Raw genomic sequence first — 19,114 nt, 5'->3', positions numbered from 1 at the left:
CCGTTTGCACAGCATAAGTTTCCAGACCGATTGTAACCCGATAATGAGGAGATTTGATCATGAATGCTACCCGAAACTGGTCGCTACCCGAGCTCAGTATTCCGTTAAAAGCCCTGTTCACCGGCTACATTATGGTGGTGGGGCTAGGGCTGTTGATGGCCGGCGGACAAATACTGCTGACGCACGGTATGGCGGACGGTAAATTCGGGGTTTCGGTCGATGATATTGTGTACAGTTATTACGGGAATCGAACCGGCTCCAAGCTGGAGTCGAAACTGAACGGGTCGATGAAAGACAAAGCCACGCCGGAAGAACGGATGACATTGATTAAGTGGGCGCGTGACGGGGCGAAGGAATCGGAATGGGAGCCGATTGTTCAGCCGATCGTGATGCAAAAATGCGCCATGTGTCATGCGCACATCAAGTCTCTGCCGAATGTCACGCAATTCGATACCATGAAAGGCATCGCCAAAGTGGATGAGGGTGCGGACATTACTTCTTTAACACGCGTTTCACACATCCATTTGTTCGGCATCTCGTTTATTTTCTTCTTTGTCGGTTATATTTTTTCGATGGCGGTTGGCTTCAATCGCTGGGTGAAGGCGGTGATTATCTTTATTCCGTTTGCGTTTCTGGTGGTGGACATTGCGTCCTGGTGGCTGACGAAAATGAACCCACAGTTTGCCTGGTTTGTGATTATCGGTGGCTTTGGTTACAGCATTGCCGCGACGATTATGTTGTTCACGTCCTTATATCAAATGTGGGTGATGCCATGGCGCGCGTAAAACGCCGCCGGCATAATCGCTGAAAATGCCTTTTGAAAAGGCGAAACGACAACTAAATGAATTGAATTGCAAAAACGCCCAGGCCTGGGCGTTTTTCAGTTTTAGAGTTTTTGCAGAAAATCGGCCGCGGAATCGTCTTGCAAAGCTTTCAGGAGCTCGGCGGCAATAGTCTGGCTGGTCGGAATGGTCTCGGGGTTCTCACTCGGGAATTGGCGACTACGTGTGTTGGACTGAAAGGCACCGAGTTTGGCGGTGTAAAAGCGCACGGGGATTTTCTGGTTTTCGAGCGCCACCGTTTTCATAAGCTGTTCCAGCCCGGCTTTGGCCACTCCGTAAGCGCCGTAGTAAGCCGGATTGCTTTCCAGGTTTCCATCCAATGTCGCAACCAACTGCCCGGCGTGTGCAGCGCGTAATAAAGGCAGTGTTTGCTGAATGAGATGGAAGTTGGCATTCAAATTGGTGTGCAGCACTTCGTACCATTGGGTGTAATCGAAATACTCAACCGGCGTAAAGGCCGGTAGGGTCGCGGCATTCAAAAACACCCCATCAAGATGGCCGTATTCATTTTCCAATGTGGTTCTCAGTTGCCCGTAATGTTCGATGTTGGCGCCGAGCAAATCCATTGGAAACAAAGCCGGTTCCGCTTGGTAGTCATCGGAGTCGACAATGGTGTCATAAAGGTGATTCAAGCCTTTTAGGTTTTTATCCAATAAAATCAGTTGGTTGTTGTCGTATGCTAAGGCCATTGCGAGGCTGCGCCCCAAGCCTTCCGCAGCACCGGTAATTAAATAAGTGCTCATAATCTCTCTTGGATGAAGTGGGTGATTTCAATCGGGGTTTCAAAGAAATAATCGGCCGGCCAAGCGGTTTCCGAGGCGGCTTCCGGCAAATAACCGAACATGGCGGCCCCGGTTTGCATCCCGGCGTTGATGCCGGCTTCAATGTCTCTCGGGTGGTCGCCGAGGTAAATACATTGGTCTGCGGTGACGCCGCATTGTTGTGCGGCCAACAACAAGGGTTCCGGATGCGGCTTACGCACGCTTAAGGTGTCGCCGCAAATGATACTGGCCGGTTCGGATGGGAATTGAATATTTTCCAATAATTTTTCCGTCAGCCAGGTGGGTTTGTTGGTGACGATGCCCCAAGGAATATTGCGTTCGGCAATTTCCGCCAGGCCGGCTTCCAGCCCCGGGAAAAGGCGCGTATGCATGTCGATGTGTTTGAAATACACATCCAAGAAAAACTGACGTTTGCTTTCCAATTCCTCGCCTTCCAAGCCGGGAAACGCCAGTTGTGTCATCGCCAAGCCGCCTTGAGAAACGGTTTTGCGAATGTCCTGATAGTGCAACGGTTTTTGGCCGTAATGCCGGCAGGTGTGGTTCAGCGCGTAGGCAAAATCGTAGGAAGTGTCGAGCAGGGTGCCGTCCAAGTCAAAAAGCACACATCGAATGGTCATAGGGTTGTCTCTTTCAATTCGGTCAGTCATTGCGGTTAAGCGGGTTTTTGATAAGCCATCAGGTAATTGACATCGAGTTTCTCGCTCAAACCATAACGCTTTAAGAGCGGGTTGAACTCGATGCCGGCGCCGTCTTTGAGTAGCAGTCCGGCTTGTCTTGCCATGGCATCCAACTCGGAAGGTTGGATGAATTTTTCGTGCGTATGAGTGCCTTTGGGAACCAAATCCAGCAATTGCTCCGCCGCGAAAATCGCCAATAGGTAGGATTTGTAATTGCGGTTCAGGGTGGAAAAGAACACCCAGCCGCCGGGTTTTACGGCTTTAGCAGCCGCTTCGATGATGGCCGCTGGTTGTGGCACGTGTTCCAGCATTTCCATACAGGTGACGATGTCGTAATGTTCTGAGTGTTCAGCGGCGTGGTCTTCCGCCACTTCCAAACGGTAATCAACCTTGACACCTGAGTCCAAGCCATGCAGTTTGGCGACAGTCAAAACTTCTTCGGCCAAGTCGATGCCGGTGACTTGGCCGCCGGCCTTGGCCATGGCTTCCGATAGAATCCCGCCGCCGCAACCGATGTCGAGGATGGTGTGACCTTCAATGGGCAAAAACTGCTCCATGAACGTTAATCGGAAAGGGTTGATTTTATGCAGTGCGCCGAATTCGCCCGACTCGTCCCACCAGGTGTTGGCGAGCTGATTGAAATTGTTCAGTTCGGCTTGGTCGGCGTTGATGTGTGGCGTTTTGGACGTTGACATAAAAACAAAACTTCCTCGGAACTTTTTGGCAATTGGTAAAGTGCTAGTGATTATAGCAACTACTCGGGTTTTTATGTGACTTAATCCAAGCCGTAGCTTTCGTGATTGAAAATTTGAATCCCCCGATAAATTGGTGAATGAAAAATCGCATAAACCCTGATGAATGGCTGGGAAAGGTCAATTGCGCATCGATTGCCGACAGGACGCATAAAACCTAGAGGAAAGGCCTTTTTTTGGGTTATAATGCTTAGCTAATGTCAACTAAAAAGAAAACTGTGATTCTATGTCTGATTTTGCAAGAGAAATTCTTCCGATCTCATTAGAAGATGAGATGAAACAATCTTATCTCAGCTATGCGATGAGCGTTATTGTAGGGCGAGCCTTGCCGGATGTTCGAGACGGTCTGAAACCGGTTCACCGTCGCGTGCTTTATGCGATGAACGAATTGGGGAACTCCTGGAATAAGCCTTACAAGAAATCGGCACGTATCGTCGGGGATGTGATTGGTAAATACCATCCGCATGGCGATACGGCGGTGTACGACACCATTGTGCGTATGGCGCAACCTTTCTCGTTGCGTTACATGCTGGTGGATGGACAGGGGAATTTCGGCTCAATCGACGGGGACGCGCCGGCCGCGATGCGTTATACCGAAGTTCGAATGGCCAAAATCGCACATGAATTATTGGCGGATCTGGAAAAAGAAACCGTCGACTTCACTCCGAACTACGACGGTTCCGAGACTGAACCGGACGTTTTGCCGACACGAGTTCCGAATTTGCTGGTCAACGGTTCTTCCGGGATTGCGGTAGGGATGGCAACCAATATCCCGCCGCACAACCTAAACGAAACCGTCAATGCCTGCGTGGCCCTGATTGACAATCCTGAGTTGGATATTCCTGGGCTGATGGAGTATTTACCGGGACCAGATTTCCCGACTTACGGGATTATCAATGGCACCAAGGGAATCCGAGAAGCCTATGAAACCGGTCGCGGTCGTGTGCAAATGCGCGCCAAAACCAGTGTCGAAACCGATAAGAGTGGCAAAGCTTCCATCATCGTTCATGAAATCCCGTATCAGGTCAATAAAGCCAAACTGATCGAGCGTATTGCCGAACTAGTCAAAGAGAAAAAAATTGACGGCATCACCGCCCTGCGAGACGAGTCCGACAAGGACGGTATGCGTATCGTGATTGAGGTACGTCGTGGTGAAGTCCCGGAGGTTCTGATTAACAATCTCTATAAACAGACCGCGTTGCAAACCGTTTTCGGCATCAATATGGTGGCCTTGATGGACGGCCAGCCAAAATTGCTGAACCTGAAGGACGTGTTGGAAGCCTTTATTCGCCACCGCCGTGAAGTGGTGACGCGTCGCACGATTTTCGACCTGCGCAAAGCGCGTGAAAAAGCGCATATCTTGGAAGGCTTGGCGCTGGCGTTGAACAATATCGACGAAATGATCGAGTTGATTAAATCGTCTCCAAGCCCATCGGTCGCGAAAGAGCGTATGTTGGAGCGCGACTGGCCAATCGGCAATGTCGGACAACTACTGGATCGCGTCGAAATGGATGATGTGCGTCCGGAAGATCTGCCAGCTGGCTTTGGTGCCGATGGCGACATCTACAAGTTGTCACCGGTTCAGGCGCAAGCCATTCTGGAAATGCGCCTGCACCGCTTGACCGGTTTGGAACAGGATAAAATCCTAAACGAATACCGCGAGTTGATCGAAAAAATCGCCGAGTTCCTGGAGATTCTCCGTAACCCGGACCGTTTAACTGAAGTGGTACGTGAAGAATTGCTGGAAGTTGTCGAAAACTTCGGTGATGATCGTCGTACTGAAATCGACCACTCGTATCAAGAAATCGACGCTGAAGATTTGATTGCGGTCGAAGACCGTATCGTCACCTTGTCGCAAGACGGTTACATCAAAACGCAGCCGTTGTCCGATTACCAGGCACAACGTCGGGGCGGTCGTGGCAAATCGGCGACGCAAATGAAAGAAGACGATCAGGTTGGTAAGATTTTGGTGGCCAGTACACACGATATGTTGCTGTGCTTCTCTAACCGCGGCAAGCTTTATTGGCAGAAGACTTGGCAGTTACCTTTGGCGAGCCGAGGTTCGAAAGGGAAACCAATTGTGAACGTCCTGCCATTGGAAGATGGTGAGTACATCACTTCCATCTTGCCGGTGACGGAATTCTCCGACGGTTATTATGTCTTTATGGCGACCAAAAAATCGACCGTGAAACGTGTAGCGTTGGCGGACTTTTCACGTCCAAGAGCCAACGGTATCATCGCCGTCGACTTGTTGGACGATGACGAGCTGGTCGGAACGGCCATTACCGATGGCGAACAGGATATCATGCTGTTCAGTAATATCGGTAAGGCGATTCGTTTCGACGAAAACGACGTCCGTGTCATGGGGCGCCAAGCACGTGGTGTGCGTGGCATGAAACTGAAAGACGATATGTCAATTATCAGCATGCAGGTGGCGCGTCAAGACACATTGATTCTGACCGCGACCGAGCACGGTTACGGTAAATGTACGCCGGTGGACGACTACTCCACCATCAATCGTGGCGGACAAGGGGTCATTTCCATTAAAACCTCCGACCGTAACGGTAATGTGGTGTCGTCGGTCGCGGTGACACCGGAACAGGAAGTGGTGCTGATTACCAATAAAGGGACTTTGGTGCGTACGCGCGTTTCCGAAATTTCCGTGGTGGGACGTAATACCCAGGGTGTGAAATTGATCAACGTCGGCAAAGGTGAAGTCGTGGTCGGTTTGGCTGTCGTCGATGTTCAGGACGAAGAGCTGTTGGAGGCCATCGACGAGGCGGCGGATGAGACAACTGTCGAGAATGCTGCGCCTGAATCGGACGCTGGAGAAGACACTGCAACGGAATAATGTTCAATCAAATCGGGCCGGGTTCATCGGCCCAATTCCAAGTTCAATGTAATAAAGAGACACAATGAGAGCATTTAATTTTAGTGCCGGCCCTGCGATGTTGCCGGAAGCTGTGATGCGTAAAGCGCAGGCGGAGTTTTTAAACTGGAATAATACAGGCATGTCGGTGATGGAAATGAGTCACCGTAGCAAGGAATTTATGGAAGTGGCGCACCATATGGAAGCCACCTTACGTGAAATCATGGGCATTCCTAGCAATTATAAGGTGTTGTTCGTGCATGGCGGCGCCTCTTTGCAGTTTGCCGGTGTGCCGATGAACCTAACCGAAGCCGATGATGTGGTGGATTACGTCAACACCGGTGTTTGGTCTCAAAAAGCCATTAAAGAAGCCTCTCGTTATGTCAATGTGAACGAAGTCGCAAAAGCCGAGAACAGCATTCCGGCTCCGGAAACGTGGCGACTGTCACCTGAAGCCAAATACTTGCATATTTGCCAGAACGAAACCATCACCGGTGTGGAATATCAATCCGCTCCCATCAGCGACAAGCCCATCATTTCCGACTTTTCATCTACAGTTCTTTCCCGTCCGATCAATGTCTCCGACTACGGTGTTATCTATGCCGGAGCGCAAAAGAATATCGGCCCGGCAGGCCTGGCGATTGTTGTGGTGCGCGAGGACCTGATCGGACAGGCGCGTTCCGATACTCCGAATCTGATGAATTGGCAAACCTACAACGATAACGAATCCATGTTCAATACACCGGCGACCTTCTCTTGGTATTTGGCCGGTCTGGTCTTCGACTGGATTAAAGAGCAGGGCGGAGTTGACGCCGTGGGGGAAATCAATCAGCGTAAATCGAAAAAACTGTATGACTTGATTGACGCTTCGGATTTCTTCTACAACGAAGTCGACCCGTCTGTGCGCTCTTGGATGAATGTGACCTTCAAGTTGAAAAATGCGGATTTGGACGCGGCGTTCCTGGAAGAGTCGAAAGCCGCCGGTCTGTTGAGTTTGAAAGGCCATAAAGCCTATGGTGGTATGCGTGCCAGTATCTATAACGCCATGCCGGAAGAAGGCGTGGATGCATTGGTGCAGTTCATGAAAAACTTTGAAGCGAAATACGCCTGATAACAGCCAGCCCTGAGTAAAACGACAAGACTTTATGATTGACGAAACAGAAAAACAGCAACTCAACGAGATTCGAGAAGAAATCGACCAAATTGATGCCGAGATTCAGGCATTGATTTCGCGCCGTGCAGACTGTGCCCAGAAAGTGGCGGACATCAAAACCAAAGGCGGCCAGGTGGAAGCGGTATTTTACCGCCCGGAACGGGAAGCACAGGTTTTGCGTGCGGTCAAAGCGCGTAATAAGAGCTTGATTCCGGATGATGAAATGGCGCGGTTGTTTCGTGAAATCATGTCGGTTTGTTTGGCGTTGGAACAACCGATCAAGGTCGCGTACCTTGGGCCGGAAGGCAGCTTTACACATGCCGGCGTGATAAAACAGTTCGGTTCGTCGGTGCATCCATTGGCGGTTTCGTCGATTGAGGAAGTCTTTGAAATCGTTGAAAAGGGCGACGCCAATTATGGTTTGGTGCCGGTTGAAAATTCCACGGAAGGCGTGGTGAAGCAAACCCAAAACGAGTTGGTGACCACGCCGTTAAAGATTTCCGGTGAAGTCGGTTTGGAAATCCATCATTGTCTGCTGTCACAACAAAGTTCGTTGGACGGTATTGAAAAAATCGTCGCCCACCCACAGGCGCTGGGACAGTGTGAACAGTGGTTGAAAAACAATGCCCCTCGTATTGCGTTGGAACCGGTGGACTCCAATGCGCTGGCCGCACAAATGGCACAGCAGGATGACAGTTTGGGCGCCATAGCTTCAGAAGCCGCGGCCCAATTGTATTCTTTGAACGTGTTGGAAACCCACATCGAAGACCGCAAGGATAATACGACCAAGTTTTGGGTCATCGGCTCCGAAGCGACCGAACCGAGCGGTGAAGATAAAACCGCTATGGTGTTGGCCATGCCCAACAAGGCCGGCTCCTTGTTGGATGTGTTATCGAGTTTCGCCACGCGCAATATCAGTATGACGCGCATCGTGTCGATTCCATCAACGGAAACCAAATGGGATTATTTGTTTTTCATCGATGTCGATGGTCATCAAAAAGACACCAATCTCGCGGAAGCGATTCAAGAGGTTCAACAAAAAACCAGCTTTTGTAAAATCTTGGGCTCTTTTCCCGTCTCCCCGTTGAACTAATTGAAGCGATTACGATATGTCCAACCCTTTGTTTTCCGACCAGGTCCTGTCACACGTCAACCGTATCGAAGTTTACCAGCCGGGGAAACCGATTTCTGAATTGCAGCGCGAGCATAACCTGTTTCGCATCTCCAAATTGGCGTCCAATGAAAACCCACTGGGCAGTAGCCCGAAAGTGGTGAAAGCCATTCAGTCGGAACTGATGAATCTGGGACGTTATCCGGACGGCAATAATTATTATCTGAAACAAGCTCTGGCGGATTTTCTGCAGCGTGATGTGTCGCAGATTGCGCTGGGCAACGGTTCGAATGAGTTGTTGGAAATGGCCGCTCGGGCGTTTGCGGGTTCGGGTGATGAAATCGTGTATTCGCAGTACGGTTTTGCCGTCTATGCCATTAGCGCTCAGGTGGTCGGCGCGACGGGTGTCGAAGTCCCCGCGAAGGATTGGGGGCATGATTTGGCCGCCATGGCCGATGCGATTACCGAGCGAACCAAACTGGTTTATTTAGCCAACCCGAATAATCCGACCGGCACCTTTTTCGGAAAAACCGAATGGGAAGACTTTATCCAGAAAGTACCGAAGCACGTCATTGTTGTGCTGGATGAAGCCTATACCGAATACGTGACCGATCCGGACTATGCAGATGGACTTGACTATCTGGATGCATATCCGAACCTGTTGGTTTCGCGAACCTTTTCAAAAGCCTATGGTTTGGCCGCATTGCGGGTCGGTTACATGGTCGGTCACCCGGAAGTGATTGGCTACATTAACCGGATTCGTGAGCCATTCAACATCAACCATCTCGCGCAGGTGGCCGCACAAACGGCCTTAACCGACCAAGCTTTCGTCAAGAAAACGGTGGAACTGAATCAGCAGGGCATGGTCAGTCTGATGCGCTTTTTCGACGATATGGATTTGGAATATATCCCATCCCAAGGTAATTTCATTTGTGTCCGATTGGGTGAAAGCGCACTACAGGTCAATCAAGCCTTGTTGGCGGAAGGCGTGATTGTCCGCCCCGTCGCCAAACAAGGTACTTTCGCTGAATTCTTGCGGGTGTCGATTGGGCTGCAAAAAGAAAACAGCCATTTCATGGATGCTTTGCGAAAGATTTTAAGTCGTTCGGCCTAATACACAATAGACGGTTGGAACGGCAACGGATAAAAATGAAATGAAACAATGGAATAATATAACGATTATTGGAGTGGGGCTGATTGGCGGCTCCTTGGCCAAGGCGCTTAAGAAAGCAGGCCTAGTCAAAAACGTCACGGGTTATGGAACACGTGAAGAAAGCCTGCAAAAATCCCAGCAGTTAGGCGTCGTCGACCAATATACCTTGTCATTGCAAGAGGCGGTTCAGGGGGCGGATGTGGTGGTTTTAGCCGTACCGCTGGGCGCGATGGAAGCGGTCTTGAAAGAGATGCAACCGTTCTTGTCGGAAGAGACACTTCTGACCGATGTCGGCAGTGCGAAAACCTCGGTCTTAAACGCCGTGAAAGCGGCGTTTGGGCGAATCCCCAAACGTTTTGTGGCAGGGCATCCGATCGCCGGTAAAGAAAAAAGCGGAGTCGAAGCCGCTTGTGAGAATCTGTTTGTCGACCATCGTGTGATTTTGACGCCGACGGAGGATACCGATAAGGATGCTTTGGCCGAGCTGACCGAACTTTGGCAGGCCACGGGAGCCTGCGTGTCGGAAATGACACCGGAATTTCATGATGAGGTGTTTGCCGCCACCAGCCATTTACCGCATTTGTTGGCGTTCGGGTTGGTCAATCTGCTGAACGAGCATGAAGAATTGGGCAATGTGTTTCAGTACACCGCGGGTGGCTTCCGGGATTTTACTCGCATTGCTTCCAGCGACGCGGTCATGTGGCGGGACATCGCTTTGACGAACCGCGACGCCATCGTCAAGTGGTTGAATCATTATCAAGCCGAAATTCAAGCCTTGACCGAATTGGTCGGCTCCGGCGACGGGCAACGCCTTCATGATTATTTTGCGCAGGCCAAGCAGGCACGGGACGAACACATCGTCAAGCCGAACGAAATAAAAGACGGCTCGCAGGCAAAGCCGTAAAACGTAAAAGGAATTAAGATTGTTCGAGTCGCCGGAAGTCTTACCGGCGGGCTTGTAAACCTCAGGAAAGTTGATTATGTCAGAAAACATTCAATTCAAAGTCCGTCCGGGCGGGAAAATTCACGGGCGCATCCGTGTACCGGGCGATAAATCGGTTTCGCACCGCAGTATTATGCTCGGCGCCATTGCCGACGGCACCACTCACATCACCGGCTTTTTGGAAGGGGAAGACAGCTTGGCGACCTTGAAGGCGTTTCAGGCCATGGGCGTGGAGATTGAAGGCCCGGATAATGGCCGTGTCACCGTGCACGGTGTAGGCCTGAAAGGTTTGAAAGCACCGACTCACCCGTTGGACATGGGGAACTCCGGGACGGCCATGCGTTTGATGGCCGGGATTTTGGCGGGCCAGGATTTCGAATGTGAACTGGTTGGCGATGCTTCCTTATCCAAACGGCCGATGAAGCGGGTGACCGATCCGCTTGCGGAAATGGGCGCTGAAATCGAAACCGAAGCCGGCGGGACGCCACCGTTGAAAATCAAGCGCGGCGGTCCGTTGAAAGCGATTGATTATGTGTTACCGATGGCGAGTGCGCAGGTGAAGTCTTGTGTTCTGTTGGCAGGACTTTATGCGGAAGGGCAGACCGCGGTTGAGGAACCGGCACCGACACGAGATCATACTGAACGCATGTTGCGCGGTTTCGGTTATGATGTGGTGTCCGAAAAACTGGACGATATGCGAACGCGTGTATCGCTCACCGGCGGTCAGTCCTTGGCGGCGTCCGATATCGATGTTCCGTCGGATATTTCTTCGGCGGCTTTCTTTATGGTGGCGGCGGCGATTGCCGAAGAAGCCGATTTGATGATTGAGCATGTCGGCATCAATCCGACTCGTACCGGAGTATTGGATATTCTCAAACTGATGGGCGCCGATATTACGCTTGAGAACGAAGCGACGGTTGGTGGCGAACCGGTGGCGGATATCCGAATCCGTTCGTCGAAATTGAAGGGGATCGACATTCCACCGCATTTGGTCCCTTTGGCAATTGATGAATTCCCTGTGTTGTTTGTTGCGGCTTCCGCAGCTGAAGGGCGCACCGTGTTGACCGGTGCCGAAGAGCTACGTGTCAAGGAGTCCGACCGCATTCAAGTAATGGCGGATGCTTTGAATGCGCTTGGCATTCAAGCCACGCCAACCGAAGATGGCATGATTATCGAAGGGGGACAACAAGCACCGCAATCCGCACCGATTCTAAGTCACCATGACCACCGAATTTCCATGGCGGCGACCGTTGCCGGATTACGCGCCGCGTCGGATGTGATCGTGGACGATTGCGCCAATGTCAATACATCCTTTCCAACGTTCATTGAATTGATTAATCAGGTCGGCATGCATGTTGTCGCCGAGGAGGCTTAATATGGAAACAACCGAAGCAATCGTCACGGTGGATGGGCCAAGCGGTGTCGGAAAGGGCACCTTGGCGCAATACCTGTGTTGCAAAACCGGCTTCCACTTACTGGATAGCGGCGCCATTTATCGAAGCTTGGCGTACGGTGTGCTCGACCAAGACTTGGCGTTGGACAATCTGCCAGGCCTGGTGGAATTGGCTGAAAACCTGCCGGTGGAGTTTATCGAAACCAGCATCCTGTACCAAGGCCAGGACATTACCGCCAAAGTGCGCACCGAAGAAGTGGCGGCCATGGCGTCTAAAGTGGCAGCGATTCCGGAAGTGCGCGCCGCCTTATTGAAACGCCAAAAAGACTATGCGCAACCGCCTGGCTTGATTGCGGACGGGCGAGATATGGGTACAGTGGTCTTCCCGAATGCGCCGGTTAAGCTGTTTTTGACGGCCTCGGCGGAAGAAAGGGCAAAAAGGCGAGTTAAACAGTTGAAAAATCAAGGGGTTGATGTTAATATTCGCCAAATAACTCAAGACATTATGGAAAGGGACGAGCGCGACCGCACTCGGAAGACCTCTCCATTGGTTCCGGCAGACGATGCGTTGGAAATCGATACAACCGATTTAAGCATCGATGAGGTCTGCAAATTGGCGATGGATCAATTATGGAAACATGGGTTAATCAAGTAAGTTAGCATTAAAATAATCTAACTTATTGAATTAAAAGATTTTATTAAAATCCTCGTTCGGTTGACGAATGGGGATTTTGTTTTTTGACGATTTGTTGACTTGTTGGGATGTCGGCAATATTAATAACGGACCCGTTAACTTTCTGGAAACCCCAATACGACAGAAGTGAGCGGCTAAGAAAATTTGGTAAATTATCCATGAGTGAATTATCTTTCGCTGAATTATTTGAGCAGTCTTTGCAAGAAGACAAATTCCAAACCGGTTCTTTGATTATCGGTAAAGTTGTTGGTATCGATAAAGAAACCGTTCTGGTTGACGCCGGTATGAAATCCGAGTCAGCGATTCCTAAGAGCCAATTTGAAAATGCCAACGGTGAGTTGGAAGTGGCTGTTGGTGATGACGTTGAAGTCTATCTTGAGACTTTGGAAGATGGTTTCGGTGAAACGCGTCTTTCTCGCGAAAAAGCGAAACGCGCTAAGACTTGGGATCGTTTGGAAGCGGCTCTTGAAGATGGCGAAACCGTTACCGGTATGGTAACCGGTAAAGTTAAAGGTGGTCTAACAGTTGATGTTGAAGGTGTCCGAGGATTCCTTCCGGGTTCACTTGTGGATGTCCGCCCAATTCGCGACTTCGGCTTCTTGGAAGGTAAAGAAGTTGAATTGAAACTGGTCAAACTTGACCGTAAACGTAACAACGTTGTCGTTTCTCGTCGCGCCGTTATTGAAGCTGAAAACTCTGTTGAGCGTGAAGCGCTTCTGGCCAATATGGAAGAAGGTTCAGTATTGAGCGGTATCGTTAAGAACTTGACCGACTACGGTGCGTTCATCGACCTTGGTGGTATCGATGGTCTATTGCACATCACTGACATGGCTTGGCGTCGTGTAAACCATCCTTCTGAAGTCATCCAAGTGGGTGATGAGATTGAAGTGAAGGTATTGAAGTTCGACCGTGAGAAGAACCGTGTATCTCTAGGCATGAAACAATTGCAAGAAGATCCATGGACCGATATGGTTGCGCGTTACCCGATTGGTTCTGAAATCATGGGTAAAGTGGCGAACATCACCGACTACGGTGCGTTCATTGAGATCGAAGACGGTATCGAAGGTTTGGTTCACACATCTGAACTGGATTGGACTAACCGTAACATCCACCCATCCAAAGTGGTTCACTTGGGTCAGGAAGTTAAAGTTAAGATTTTGGACGTTGATCAAGAACGTCGTCGTATCTCCTTGTCCATCAAGCAATGTACCGTCAACCCTTGGGAAGCGTTCTCTGCAACCCACGCCAAAGGTGACAAAATCACTGGCAGCATCAAATCGATCACCGATTTCGGTATTTTCATCGGTTTGGATGGCAACATCGACGGTTTGGTTCACTTAACGGATATTTCTTGGTCTCAGTCTGGTGAAGAAGCGGTTCGCGAATTCAAAAAAGGCGACGAGCTTGAAACGGTTATCTTGTCTATCGACCCTGAGCGTGAGCGTATCTCTCTTGGTTTGAAACAACTTGAGCAAGACCCATTCGGTGAATTTGTCGCTGAAAACGGTAAAAACAGCATCGTAACCGGTACGGTTAAATCCGTTGACGAGAAAGGTGCGGTTGTCGACTTGGCAGAAGAAGTGGAAGGTTATCTTCGTGCTTCCGAGCTGGAAGAAGATACACGTGATGCCAGCTCTGTCTTGAAAGTTGGTGATTCCGTTGAAGCGAAAATCACGAATGTGGATCGTAAGAACCGCAGCGTATCGCTTTCTGTTAAAGCCAAAGCGGCTCAAGAAGAAGCGAATGCCGTCAAGGACTATTCTGCAAACCAACCTCAAGCCCAAAACACTCTGGGTGATTTGCTAAAAGGTCAACTTTCTTCTGAAGAGTAATTGTTGTGAGATTCGGGTGCTCTGCACCTGAATCGGCCTTTTCAATCCGGCCCTATGTCTATGTACTTCGGCCGGACAACGATTCATTTTTAATGAATGAAGAAAGAGACAAATTACAATGACGAAGTCAGAATTAATTGAATTGATAGCCCGAAAGCAGACTCAGTTTAGTCAAAAGGATGTGGAACTGGCGATCAACCAAATCTTAGACTCGATGATAGACACTTTATCAGAAGGCGACAGAATTGAAATTCGTGGCTTTGGAAGTTTCAGTCTCCATCACCGAAAAGCACGCATGGGCCGAAACCCGAAAACGGGAGAGAAAGTCCAGTTAACTGCAAAACGTGTGCCGCACTTCAAGCCAGGGAAATCCTTGCGGGATCGTGTGGATGAGTCAAAGGATTTTACCGATATTATCGGTTAATATCATTTCAACTCAATTATGAAAAGGTTACAATATTGAAAAAATATTGTGGCCTTTTTTTATGTCTCGAATTCTTTCACTGATCATCACGCTGTTATTCCTGTCTGCCGGTCTGATTTTAGGGGTTCTTAACCCAGCCATCGTTCCATTCGATGTTTTTTGGACGCAAATCGAAATTCCGCTTTCATTGTTATTGGCCATTGCCGTGGTTATCGGTATGCTGTTGGCGGGCTTTTACGCCTTTTCACAATTGATTAAGTTAAAGTGGGAACTGAGACGTTCCGAAAAAAACAATAAAAAACAAATGGATGAAATCATCCGTTTGAAAAAAGACATTCTCGATTTGCAGAAAAAACAACCGGAAAGCGCCGATGCGTCAACCTCACTTGAAATGCTTTCCAAACCTTGAAAAAAGCCCGTCTTCTAGCCTTTACGTTATTTTGATTTACGAGTAATTTATGACTGATATGATTTCTTCCGACCCCAAGGTCGTGGTGGCGTTGGATTTTCCAAAAGAATCCTTAGCGCTTTCATTTGTTGAACAATTGGAACCGAACCTGTGTCGGTTGAAGGTAGGAAAAGAACTGTTTGCCATCGGCGGACCTCAGTTGGTGGAAAAACTGGTCGGCAAAGGCTTTGATGTATTCTTGGATTTGAAATACCATGACATTCCCAACACCGTGGCGATGGCTTGTAAAGCGGCGGCTGAGCTGGGCGTTTGGATGCTGAACGTGCATGCTTTGGGTGGTCGTCGCATGATGGAGGCCGCCAAGGAAGCGGTGATGCAGTGTGAACAGCCGCCTTTATTGATTGGCGTGACGGTTCTGACCAGTATGGAGCAATCCGACTTGGCGGAAATCGGGCTGCCCGGCACACCGAAAGAAAATGTCTTGCGATTGGCAGGCCTGGCCAAATCGTCCGGTTTGGATGGTGTGGTCTGTTCCGCACAAGAAGCCAGCGCCATTCGTAGCCAGTTGGGTGACGACTTTTGCTTGGTGACGCCCGGCATCCGCCCGGCCAACAGTGCCGGCGATGACCAACGCCGTATCATGACGCCGGCACAGGCGATGGAAGCCGGTTCGAGTTATTTGGTGGTCGGTCGACCGATTACTCAAGCGGCGGATCCGGTGGCCGTGTTGAAATCCATCAACGATTCCATTCGATAAGTTTTTATCTGATTTTAAAGCTGTCGATTTAAGCCTTATAAATCGGCAGCTCCAGCCGAAATTCCACACCGTAAGCTTCGCCGTCCGCGTTAAACAGGTTATAGGCTTCGACATTGCCTTTGTGAAAATCCGTGATTAGCTTAACGATGAACAGCCCTAGCCCTAAGTGGGTTTGATCGTCGGCATTCACTTCCCGAATCGACATCATGCCGTCGAATATTTGTTTTTCATAACCGTTTGGTAGGGCCGGTCCGGAGTTCTGGACCGAGATCACCACATCTTTGTCGGTTTGGTGGGCGGAAACCTTAATGGGCGAACGATGATCGTTAAAGTCTTTGGCATTGCTGATGAGCTTATCCATCAGTTGTTCAATCATGAAGCCATCACCCAGTAATAAGGTATTATTTTTCAAGCGGTAATCGACTTCGATTTCACTGGCGTCGTTGGTTTCCCGAATGCTGTCCAGATAATGTTGGAGCATCTCGCCGACGTCAAAGGCTTCCGGTGTTTGAGAGTGCAAACTGTCTTCGATGCTTGAGGCTTCGGACAGGGAGGCGATGATTTGTTTGAGCTGTTCCAGGGCATGCTTGGAGTATTGGACCTGTTTGTGCTCCACGTCTTTTTCCAACAGCGACAGCGACATCGATAGACGGTTTAACGGATTATGGATTTCATGCCGCAAGGTGCGCGGTAACTGCTTCAGATAACGTTCATAGGATGACAATTGCGTGAGCATTTCGTAAATGTGGTGGCGCAGATCGGACAGTTCGTCATGATACCCGCGAATGCGTGTATCCGGGAAGGAAAGCTGGTTGACCTTTCCGTAGTTATCGAAGGTGTTGCTAACGTCCTTATCCAGGCGGACAATGCGATTGGAGAGGGAGGCGGTGTAAAAAATCGCGCCCAAAATCACCAGTAGAAACACCACGCCACCGATACCGATTAATCGATAAAAATAGTTCAACGATTCGGATAACAGGCTGTCCATGGTTTGTTCCAAAACCGCCGCGCCGATGATTTTGTTTTGCAAACGTAAAGGTGTCGCCGACATCAACGAAATCGGCTGATTGTCGCGGTTCATTCGGTATTGCTGAAAGGTCCGGCCATTGATGGCTTGGCGAATCAGGGCAATTTCCGGGGTCTTGCTTTGCGGATACGGGTAGGGCAAGGTGTAGGGGATGATCGTTGAAAACGTCTTAATCAAAAAGTGGCCCAATAAACTGAAGGGATCGCGGTTTTTTTGTGCGCTTTCGTCGTAATTGGGTAAGCGGCCGACGACATACGTGGCCTGCCCGAATTCATTGACAATCCACAGCACGGATTTTTCCAGGTTGAGGTGGGCCAATTGACTGGTGGGGTTACCGGCTTGAATCTGCAATGCCCAGAGATCGGTACGGTTTTCCAGAATATAAGATAAGTTGACAACGGTTTGTTGCTGGATAATGGCTTGGTTTTTCAAGAGCAGGCGGTGAAGGTCCACCGCAAACTTATAGGCGAGAAAAGGCAATATTGTTAGCAATAACAATAAGATAAAAAACCTTGTTCGAATGGAGAGTCGCAATTGAAAAGGGGGCTTGTTTTGCATATGGCTCCTTAAGTGCGATTCTCCGGAATGAGCCAGGCCTGGCTATTTTTCATACCAGCTGTAGCCGCGTCCATATTCGTTGTGAATCAAGTTGAACTCCGGATCGATTTTCTTGAACGCAGAACGGATACGACAAATATGGGTATTGATGGTGTTACGTTCAACCACGCCTTGAGTGGATTCCTGCAGTGTGTCGTAGGTAACGACACCGCGCTCACCGGTCAAAGCGAACTGCTTCAACATTTCAAATTCGGTGGCGGTCAAGTCCAGCGCTTTATCCTGCCAGTAAGCCTTGAACTCTTCGTTGGCCAAGCGCAAACCGTCAATAATCGATTTTTCGACCTTGTCCGCCGTCGGCGCCGTGCCGGTAATACGTAGCAGGTTTTTGACTTTGGCGGTTAGAACGCTCAAGCTGATGGGCTTGGGTAAATAGTCGATAGCGCCTAAGGCATGGCCGGTATAAATATCGAATTCGGATTGGCGCTCCGACAGGAAAATCACCGGAATGGCTCTTTCGTAAGACAACAGGTGCTTGGCCAGTTCAAAACCGCCGTCGATTTCATTACCGAGAATGATGTCGGAAATGACCAGGTCTGGTAACGCTTCATCAAAGCTGGCTTCAGCGGGTTTACGCTCGGTAAAGGCTTTGACTTGGAAGCCTTGTTCGGTCAAAGCGGTTTCGAGGTTTTCCAACTGAAGCGGATCGTCTTCGATAATGGTGATGGTATAATCGGTGTTTAACATAGCCGTGTTTTCTCCACAATACGGGTTATTCCCTAATCGCTTTATTCTATGCCGCTTACGCGATGTATTGGAAGTCCAGTACTTGCATATTCATAATGATTCCAGCATCTTGAATCGGCAGCACAATGGCATCCTGGTCGGAATGGTTGTGGTGCGAGTGCCACCAACCCGGCGGGGTGACGAAAACTGAACCTGGCGTCCACATAGCCTTGACCGGATTGATCAGGTTGCCGTCGGCATCGATTTCCTTGGCGATCATGGTGTAAGTGTCGGGCCCGGCATCCACGCAATAATCCAATGCAATGGAGTTATGGCGGTGCGGTTTTTGCACCACGCCAGCCGGTAAGGCGTTGTACAGCGACCAAAGCGTATGGGTCAGCGTCATGGTTTGCGGAAAATGCGGGTTTGCCAATAGGACGCCGGTGCGATTTCGGCCGGCGGCTTCTTCACGAATCGCATTGAGTTCTTTGGTCAGGCGTTCTTTGGTGTAAAGCACCGGTGAAAAGCGCTTGGTTTTCGGTGCGACGCCGAGGTAATTCAGCAACGGGCCGTCATGCACCCAATACAAGGCGCTGTCTTTTGTGGCAGTGTGTAAGGCATCCGGAACGGCTGGCAAGGTGAACAAATCACCTTCTTTCCATTCAATGGTTCCTTCAGACATTTGTGTCTTACCGGCACCGCGAATGACGAAAAACATTTGCGATGTCGCCTGTGCCTGGGTCTTCAGGGTATCGTTCGGGTTGATTTTGATGAAGTTCGCCATCAGGTTCGGGCTGGTCGCCGGGTATGAAATATCCAGGCTTTTCGATAAATCAAACGGAATAATGCGTGTGTCGCCCTGCTCATGCAGACTGGAAGGGTAGTCCACAACATCGATTTTCGGCATCGGCGGGTTTACGGCAGACATGTACTCTTTAAAATCGGCTTGCGCTTCCCATTGTTGCTGAGCAGCTTCTTGACGTTGTTCAACGGCTTGCTTTGGTATGATCATCCC

General features: G+C 49.8%; 18 protein-coding genes. 12 read left to right on the top strand and 6 right to left on the bottom strand.

Annotated elements, in window-relative coordinates:
• Positions 1-59: 59 nt before the first annotated feature.
• The gene (locus tag AYJ59_RS07365; RefSeq protein WP_127119731.1) at positions 60-785 is read left to right on the top strand and encodes an elongation factor-1 alpha; all 726 of its coding nucleotides are present in this window, start codon (positions 60-62) and stop codon (positions 783-785) included.
• Between the two features lie 101 nt (positions 786-886).
• On the opposite strand, the gene AYJ59_RS07360 is transcribed toward AYJ59_RS07365, so the two are convergent.
• Genes AYJ59_RS07360 through ubiG form a run of 3 tightly spaced genes read right to left on the bottom strand, consistent with a single transcriptional unit; the run spans position 887 to position 2,996 of the window.
• Positions 887-1,585: an SDR family NAD(P)-dependent oxidoreductase gene (locus AYJ59_RS07360; protein ID WP_127119730.1), complete on the bottom strand. Its 699-nt coding sequence runs from the start codon at positions 1,583-1,585 to the stop codon at positions 887-889.
• Positions 1,582-2,241 carry an HAD family hydrolase gene (locus AYJ59_RS07355; protein WP_127119729.1) on the bottom strand — a complete coding sequence of 220 codons (660 nt, stop codon included), beginning with the start codon at positions 2,239-2,241 and terminating at the stop codon, positions 1,582-1,584. Before AYJ59_RS07355 ends, AYJ59_RS07360 begins: the two co-directional genes overlap by 4 nt.
• A 35-nt stretch (positions 2,242-2,276) precedes the next feature.
• The gene (gene ubiG, locus AYJ59_RS07350; RefSeq protein WP_127119728.1) at positions 2,277-2,996 is read right to left on the bottom strand and encodes a bifunctional 2-polyprenyl-6-hydroxyphenol methylase/3-demethylubiquinol 3-O-methyltransferase UbiG; all 720 of its coding nucleotides are present in this window, start codon (positions 2,994-2,996) and stop codon (positions 2,277-2,279) included.
• A 283-nt stretch (positions 2,997-3,279) separates the two neighbouring features.
• On the opposite strand from ubiG, the gene gyrA reads away from it, so the two are divergent.
• From gyrA to pyrF, 11 genes are all read left to right on the top strand, one after another.
• Entirely contained in the window at positions 3,280-5,904 is a 2,625-nt protein-coding gene (gene gyrA, locus AYJ59_RS07345; protein ID WP_029938098.1) for a DNA gyrase subunit A, read from the top strand.
• Between the two features lie 64 nt (positions 5,905-5,968).
• Positions 5,969-7,033 (top strand): 3-phosphoserine/phosphohydroxythreonine transaminase, encoded by a 1,065-nt coding sequence (gene serC / locus AYJ59_RS07340; RefSeq protein WP_127119727.1) that lies wholly within the window; start codon positions 5,969-5,971, stop codon positions 7,031-7,033.
• Positions 7,034-7,067: 34 nt separating this feature from the next.
• Positions 7,068-8,168 (top strand): prephenate dehydratase, encoded by a 1,101-nt coding sequence (gene pheA, locus AYJ59_RS07335; RefSeq protein ID WP_127119726.1) that lies wholly within the window; start codon positions 7,068-7,070, stop codon positions 8,166-8,168.
• Between the two features lie 16 nt (positions 8,169-8,184).
• Positions 8,185-9,300: a histidinol-phosphate transaminase gene (hisC, locus tag AYJ59_RS07330; protein ID WP_127119725.1), complete on the top strand. Its 1,116-nt coding sequence runs from the start codon at positions 8,185-8,187 to the stop codon at positions 9,298-9,300.
• 40 nt (positions 9,301-9,340) lie between these two features.
• On the top strand, positions 9,341-10,243 hold the full coding sequence (locus AYJ59_RS07325; protein ID WP_127119724.1) for a prephenate dehydrogenase: 903 nt from the start codon (positions 9,341-9,343) through the stop codon (positions 10,241-10,243).
• Between the two features lie 76 nt (positions 10,244-10,319).
• Complete coding sequence (gene aroA / locus AYJ59_RS07320; RefSeq protein ID WP_029938103.1) at positions 10,320-11,657, top strand: 3-phosphoshikimate 1-carboxyvinyltransferase; 1,338 nt, start codon at positions 10,320-10,322, stop codon at positions 11,655-11,657.
• Position 11,658: 1 nt separating this feature from the next.
• Complete coding sequence (gene cmk, locus AYJ59_RS07315; protein WP_029938104.1) at positions 11,659-12,330, top strand: (d)CMP kinase; 672 nt, start codon at positions 11,659-11,661, stop codon at positions 12,328-12,330.
• Positions 12,331-12,527: 197 nt separating this feature from the next.
• Positions 12,528-14,201: a 30S ribosomal protein S1 gene (rpsA, locus tag AYJ59_RS07310; protein WP_029938105.1), complete on the top strand. Its 1,674-nt coding sequence runs from the start codon at positions 12,528-12,530 to the stop codon at positions 14,199-14,201.
• 118 nt (positions 14,202-14,319) lie between these two features.
• Positions 14,320-14,625, top strand: a complete 306-nt coding sequence (locus tag AYJ59_RS07305) for an integration host factor subunit beta (RefSeq protein ID WP_029938106.1) — start codon at positions 14,320-14,322, stop codon at positions 14,623-14,625.
• Between the two features lie 61 nt (positions 14,626-14,686).
• Positions 14,687-15,034 carry a LapA family protein gene (locus AYJ59_RS07300; protein WP_051673360.1) on the top strand — a complete coding sequence of 116 codons (348 nt, stop codon included), beginning with the start codon at positions 14,687-14,689 and terminating at the stop codon, positions 15,032-15,034.
• 49 nt (positions 15,035-15,083) lie between these two features.
• Positions 15,084-15,791: an orotidine-5'-phosphate decarboxylase gene (gene pyrF, locus AYJ59_RS07295; RefSeq protein WP_127119723.1), complete on the top strand. Its 708-nt coding sequence runs from the start codon at positions 15,084-15,086 to the stop codon at positions 15,789-15,791.
• A 28-nt stretch (positions 15,792-15,819) separates the two neighbouring features.
• Here pyrF and AYJ59_RS07290 read toward each other — a convergent pair whose 3' ends face one another.
• The 3 genes from AYJ59_RS07290 to AYJ59_RS07280 form a co-directional block, all read right to left on the bottom strand.
• Positions 15,820-17,316, bottom strand: a complete 1,497-nt coding sequence (locus AYJ59_RS07290) for an ATP-binding protein (RefSeq protein ID WP_237260288.1) — start codon at positions 17,314-17,316, stop codon at positions 15,820-15,822.
• Positions 17,317-17,418: 102 nt separating this feature from the next.
• Complete coding sequence (locus AYJ59_RS07285; protein ID WP_029938110.1) at positions 17,419-18,120, bottom strand: response regulator transcription factor; 702 nt, start codon at positions 18,118-18,120, stop codon at positions 17,419-17,421.
• 55 nt (positions 18,121-18,175) lie between these two features.
• On the bottom strand, positions 18,176-19,111 hold the full coding sequence (locus tag AYJ59_RS07280; protein WP_225972268.1) for a hypothetical protein: 936 nt from the start codon (positions 19,109-19,111) through the stop codon (positions 18,176-18,178).
• Between the last annotated feature and the right edge of the window lie 3 nt (positions 19,112-19,114).

Source organism: Thiomicrospira sp. S5 (assembly GCF_003991075.1).
GTDB classification, from domain to species: Bacteria; Pseudomonadota; Gammaproteobacteria; order Thiomicrospirales; family Thiomicrospiraceae; genus Hydrogenovibrio; species Hydrogenovibrio thermophilus.
This window is presented reverse-complemented; position numbering and strand designations above follow the sequence as displayed.

What these genes read in the sequence shown, in the direction of transcription:
- AYJ59_RS07365 (WP_127119731.1), top strand. Translation starts at nt 60, where the DNA reads ATGAATGCTACCCGAAACTGGTCGCTACCCGAGCTCAGTATTCCGTTA.
- AYJ59_RS07360 (WP_127119730.1), bottom strand. Translation starts at nt 1,585, where the DNA reads ATGAGCACTTATTTAATTACCGGTGCTGCGGAAGGCTTGGGGCGCAGC.
- AYJ59_RS07355 (WP_127119729.1), bottom strand. Translation starts at nt 2,241, where the DNA reads ATGACCATTCGATGTGTGCTTTTTGACTTGGACGGCACCCTGCTCGAC.
- ubiG (WP_127119728.1), bottom strand. Translation starts at nt 2,996, where the DNA reads ATGTCAACGTCCAAAACGCCACACATCAACGCCGACCAAGCCGAACTG.
- gyrA (WP_029938098.1), top strand. Translation starts at nt 3,280, where the DNA reads ATGTCTGATTTTGCAAGAGAAATTCTTCCGATCTCATTAGAAGATGAG.
- serC (WP_127119727.1), top strand. Translation starts at nt 5,969, where the DNA reads ATGAGAGCATTTAATTTTAGTGCCGGCCCTGCGATGTTGCCGGAAGCT.
- pheA (WP_127119726.1), top strand. Translation starts at nt 7,068, where the DNA reads ATGATTGACGAAACAGAAAAACAGCAACTCAACGAGATTCGAGAAGAA.
- hisC (WP_127119725.1), top strand. Translation starts at nt 8,185, where the DNA reads ATGTCCAACCCTTTGTTTTCCGACCAGGTCCTGTCACACGTCAACCGT.
- AYJ59_RS07325 (WP_127119724.1), top strand. Translation starts at nt 9,341, where the DNA reads ATGAAACAATGGAATAATATAACGATTATTGGAGTGGGGCTGATTGGC.
- aroA (WP_029938103.1), top strand. Translation starts at nt 10,320, where the DNA reads ATGTCAGAAAACATTCAATTCAAAGTCCGTCCGGGCGGGAAAATTCAC.
- cmk (WP_029938104.1), top strand. Translation starts at nt 11,659, where the DNA reads ATGGAAACAACCGAAGCAATCGTCACGGTGGATGGGCCAAGCGGTGTC.
- rpsA (WP_029938105.1), top strand. Translation starts at nt 12,528, where the DNA reads ATGAGTGAATTATCTTTCGCTGAATTATTTGAGCAGTCTTTGCAAGAA.
- AYJ59_RS07305 (WP_029938106.1), top strand. Translation starts at nt 14,320, where the DNA reads ATGACGAAGTCAGAATTAATTGAATTGATAGCCCGAAAGCAGACTCAG.
- AYJ59_RS07300 (WP_051673360.1), top strand. Translation starts at nt 14,687, where the DNA reads ATGTCTCGAATTCTTTCACTGATCATCACGCTGTTATTCCTGTCTGCC.
- pyrF (WP_127119723.1), top strand. Translation starts at nt 15,084, where the DNA reads ATGACTGATATGATTTCTTCCGACCCCAAGGTCGTGGTGGCGTTGGAT.
- AYJ59_RS07285 (WP_029938110.1), bottom strand. Translation starts at nt 18,120, where the DNA reads ATGTTAAACACCGATTATACCATCACCATTATCGAAGACGATCCGCTT.
- AYJ59_RS07280 (WP_225972268.1), bottom strand. Translation starts at nt 19,111, where the DNA reads ATGATCATACCAAAGCAAGCCGTTGAACAACGTCAAGAAGCTGCTCAG.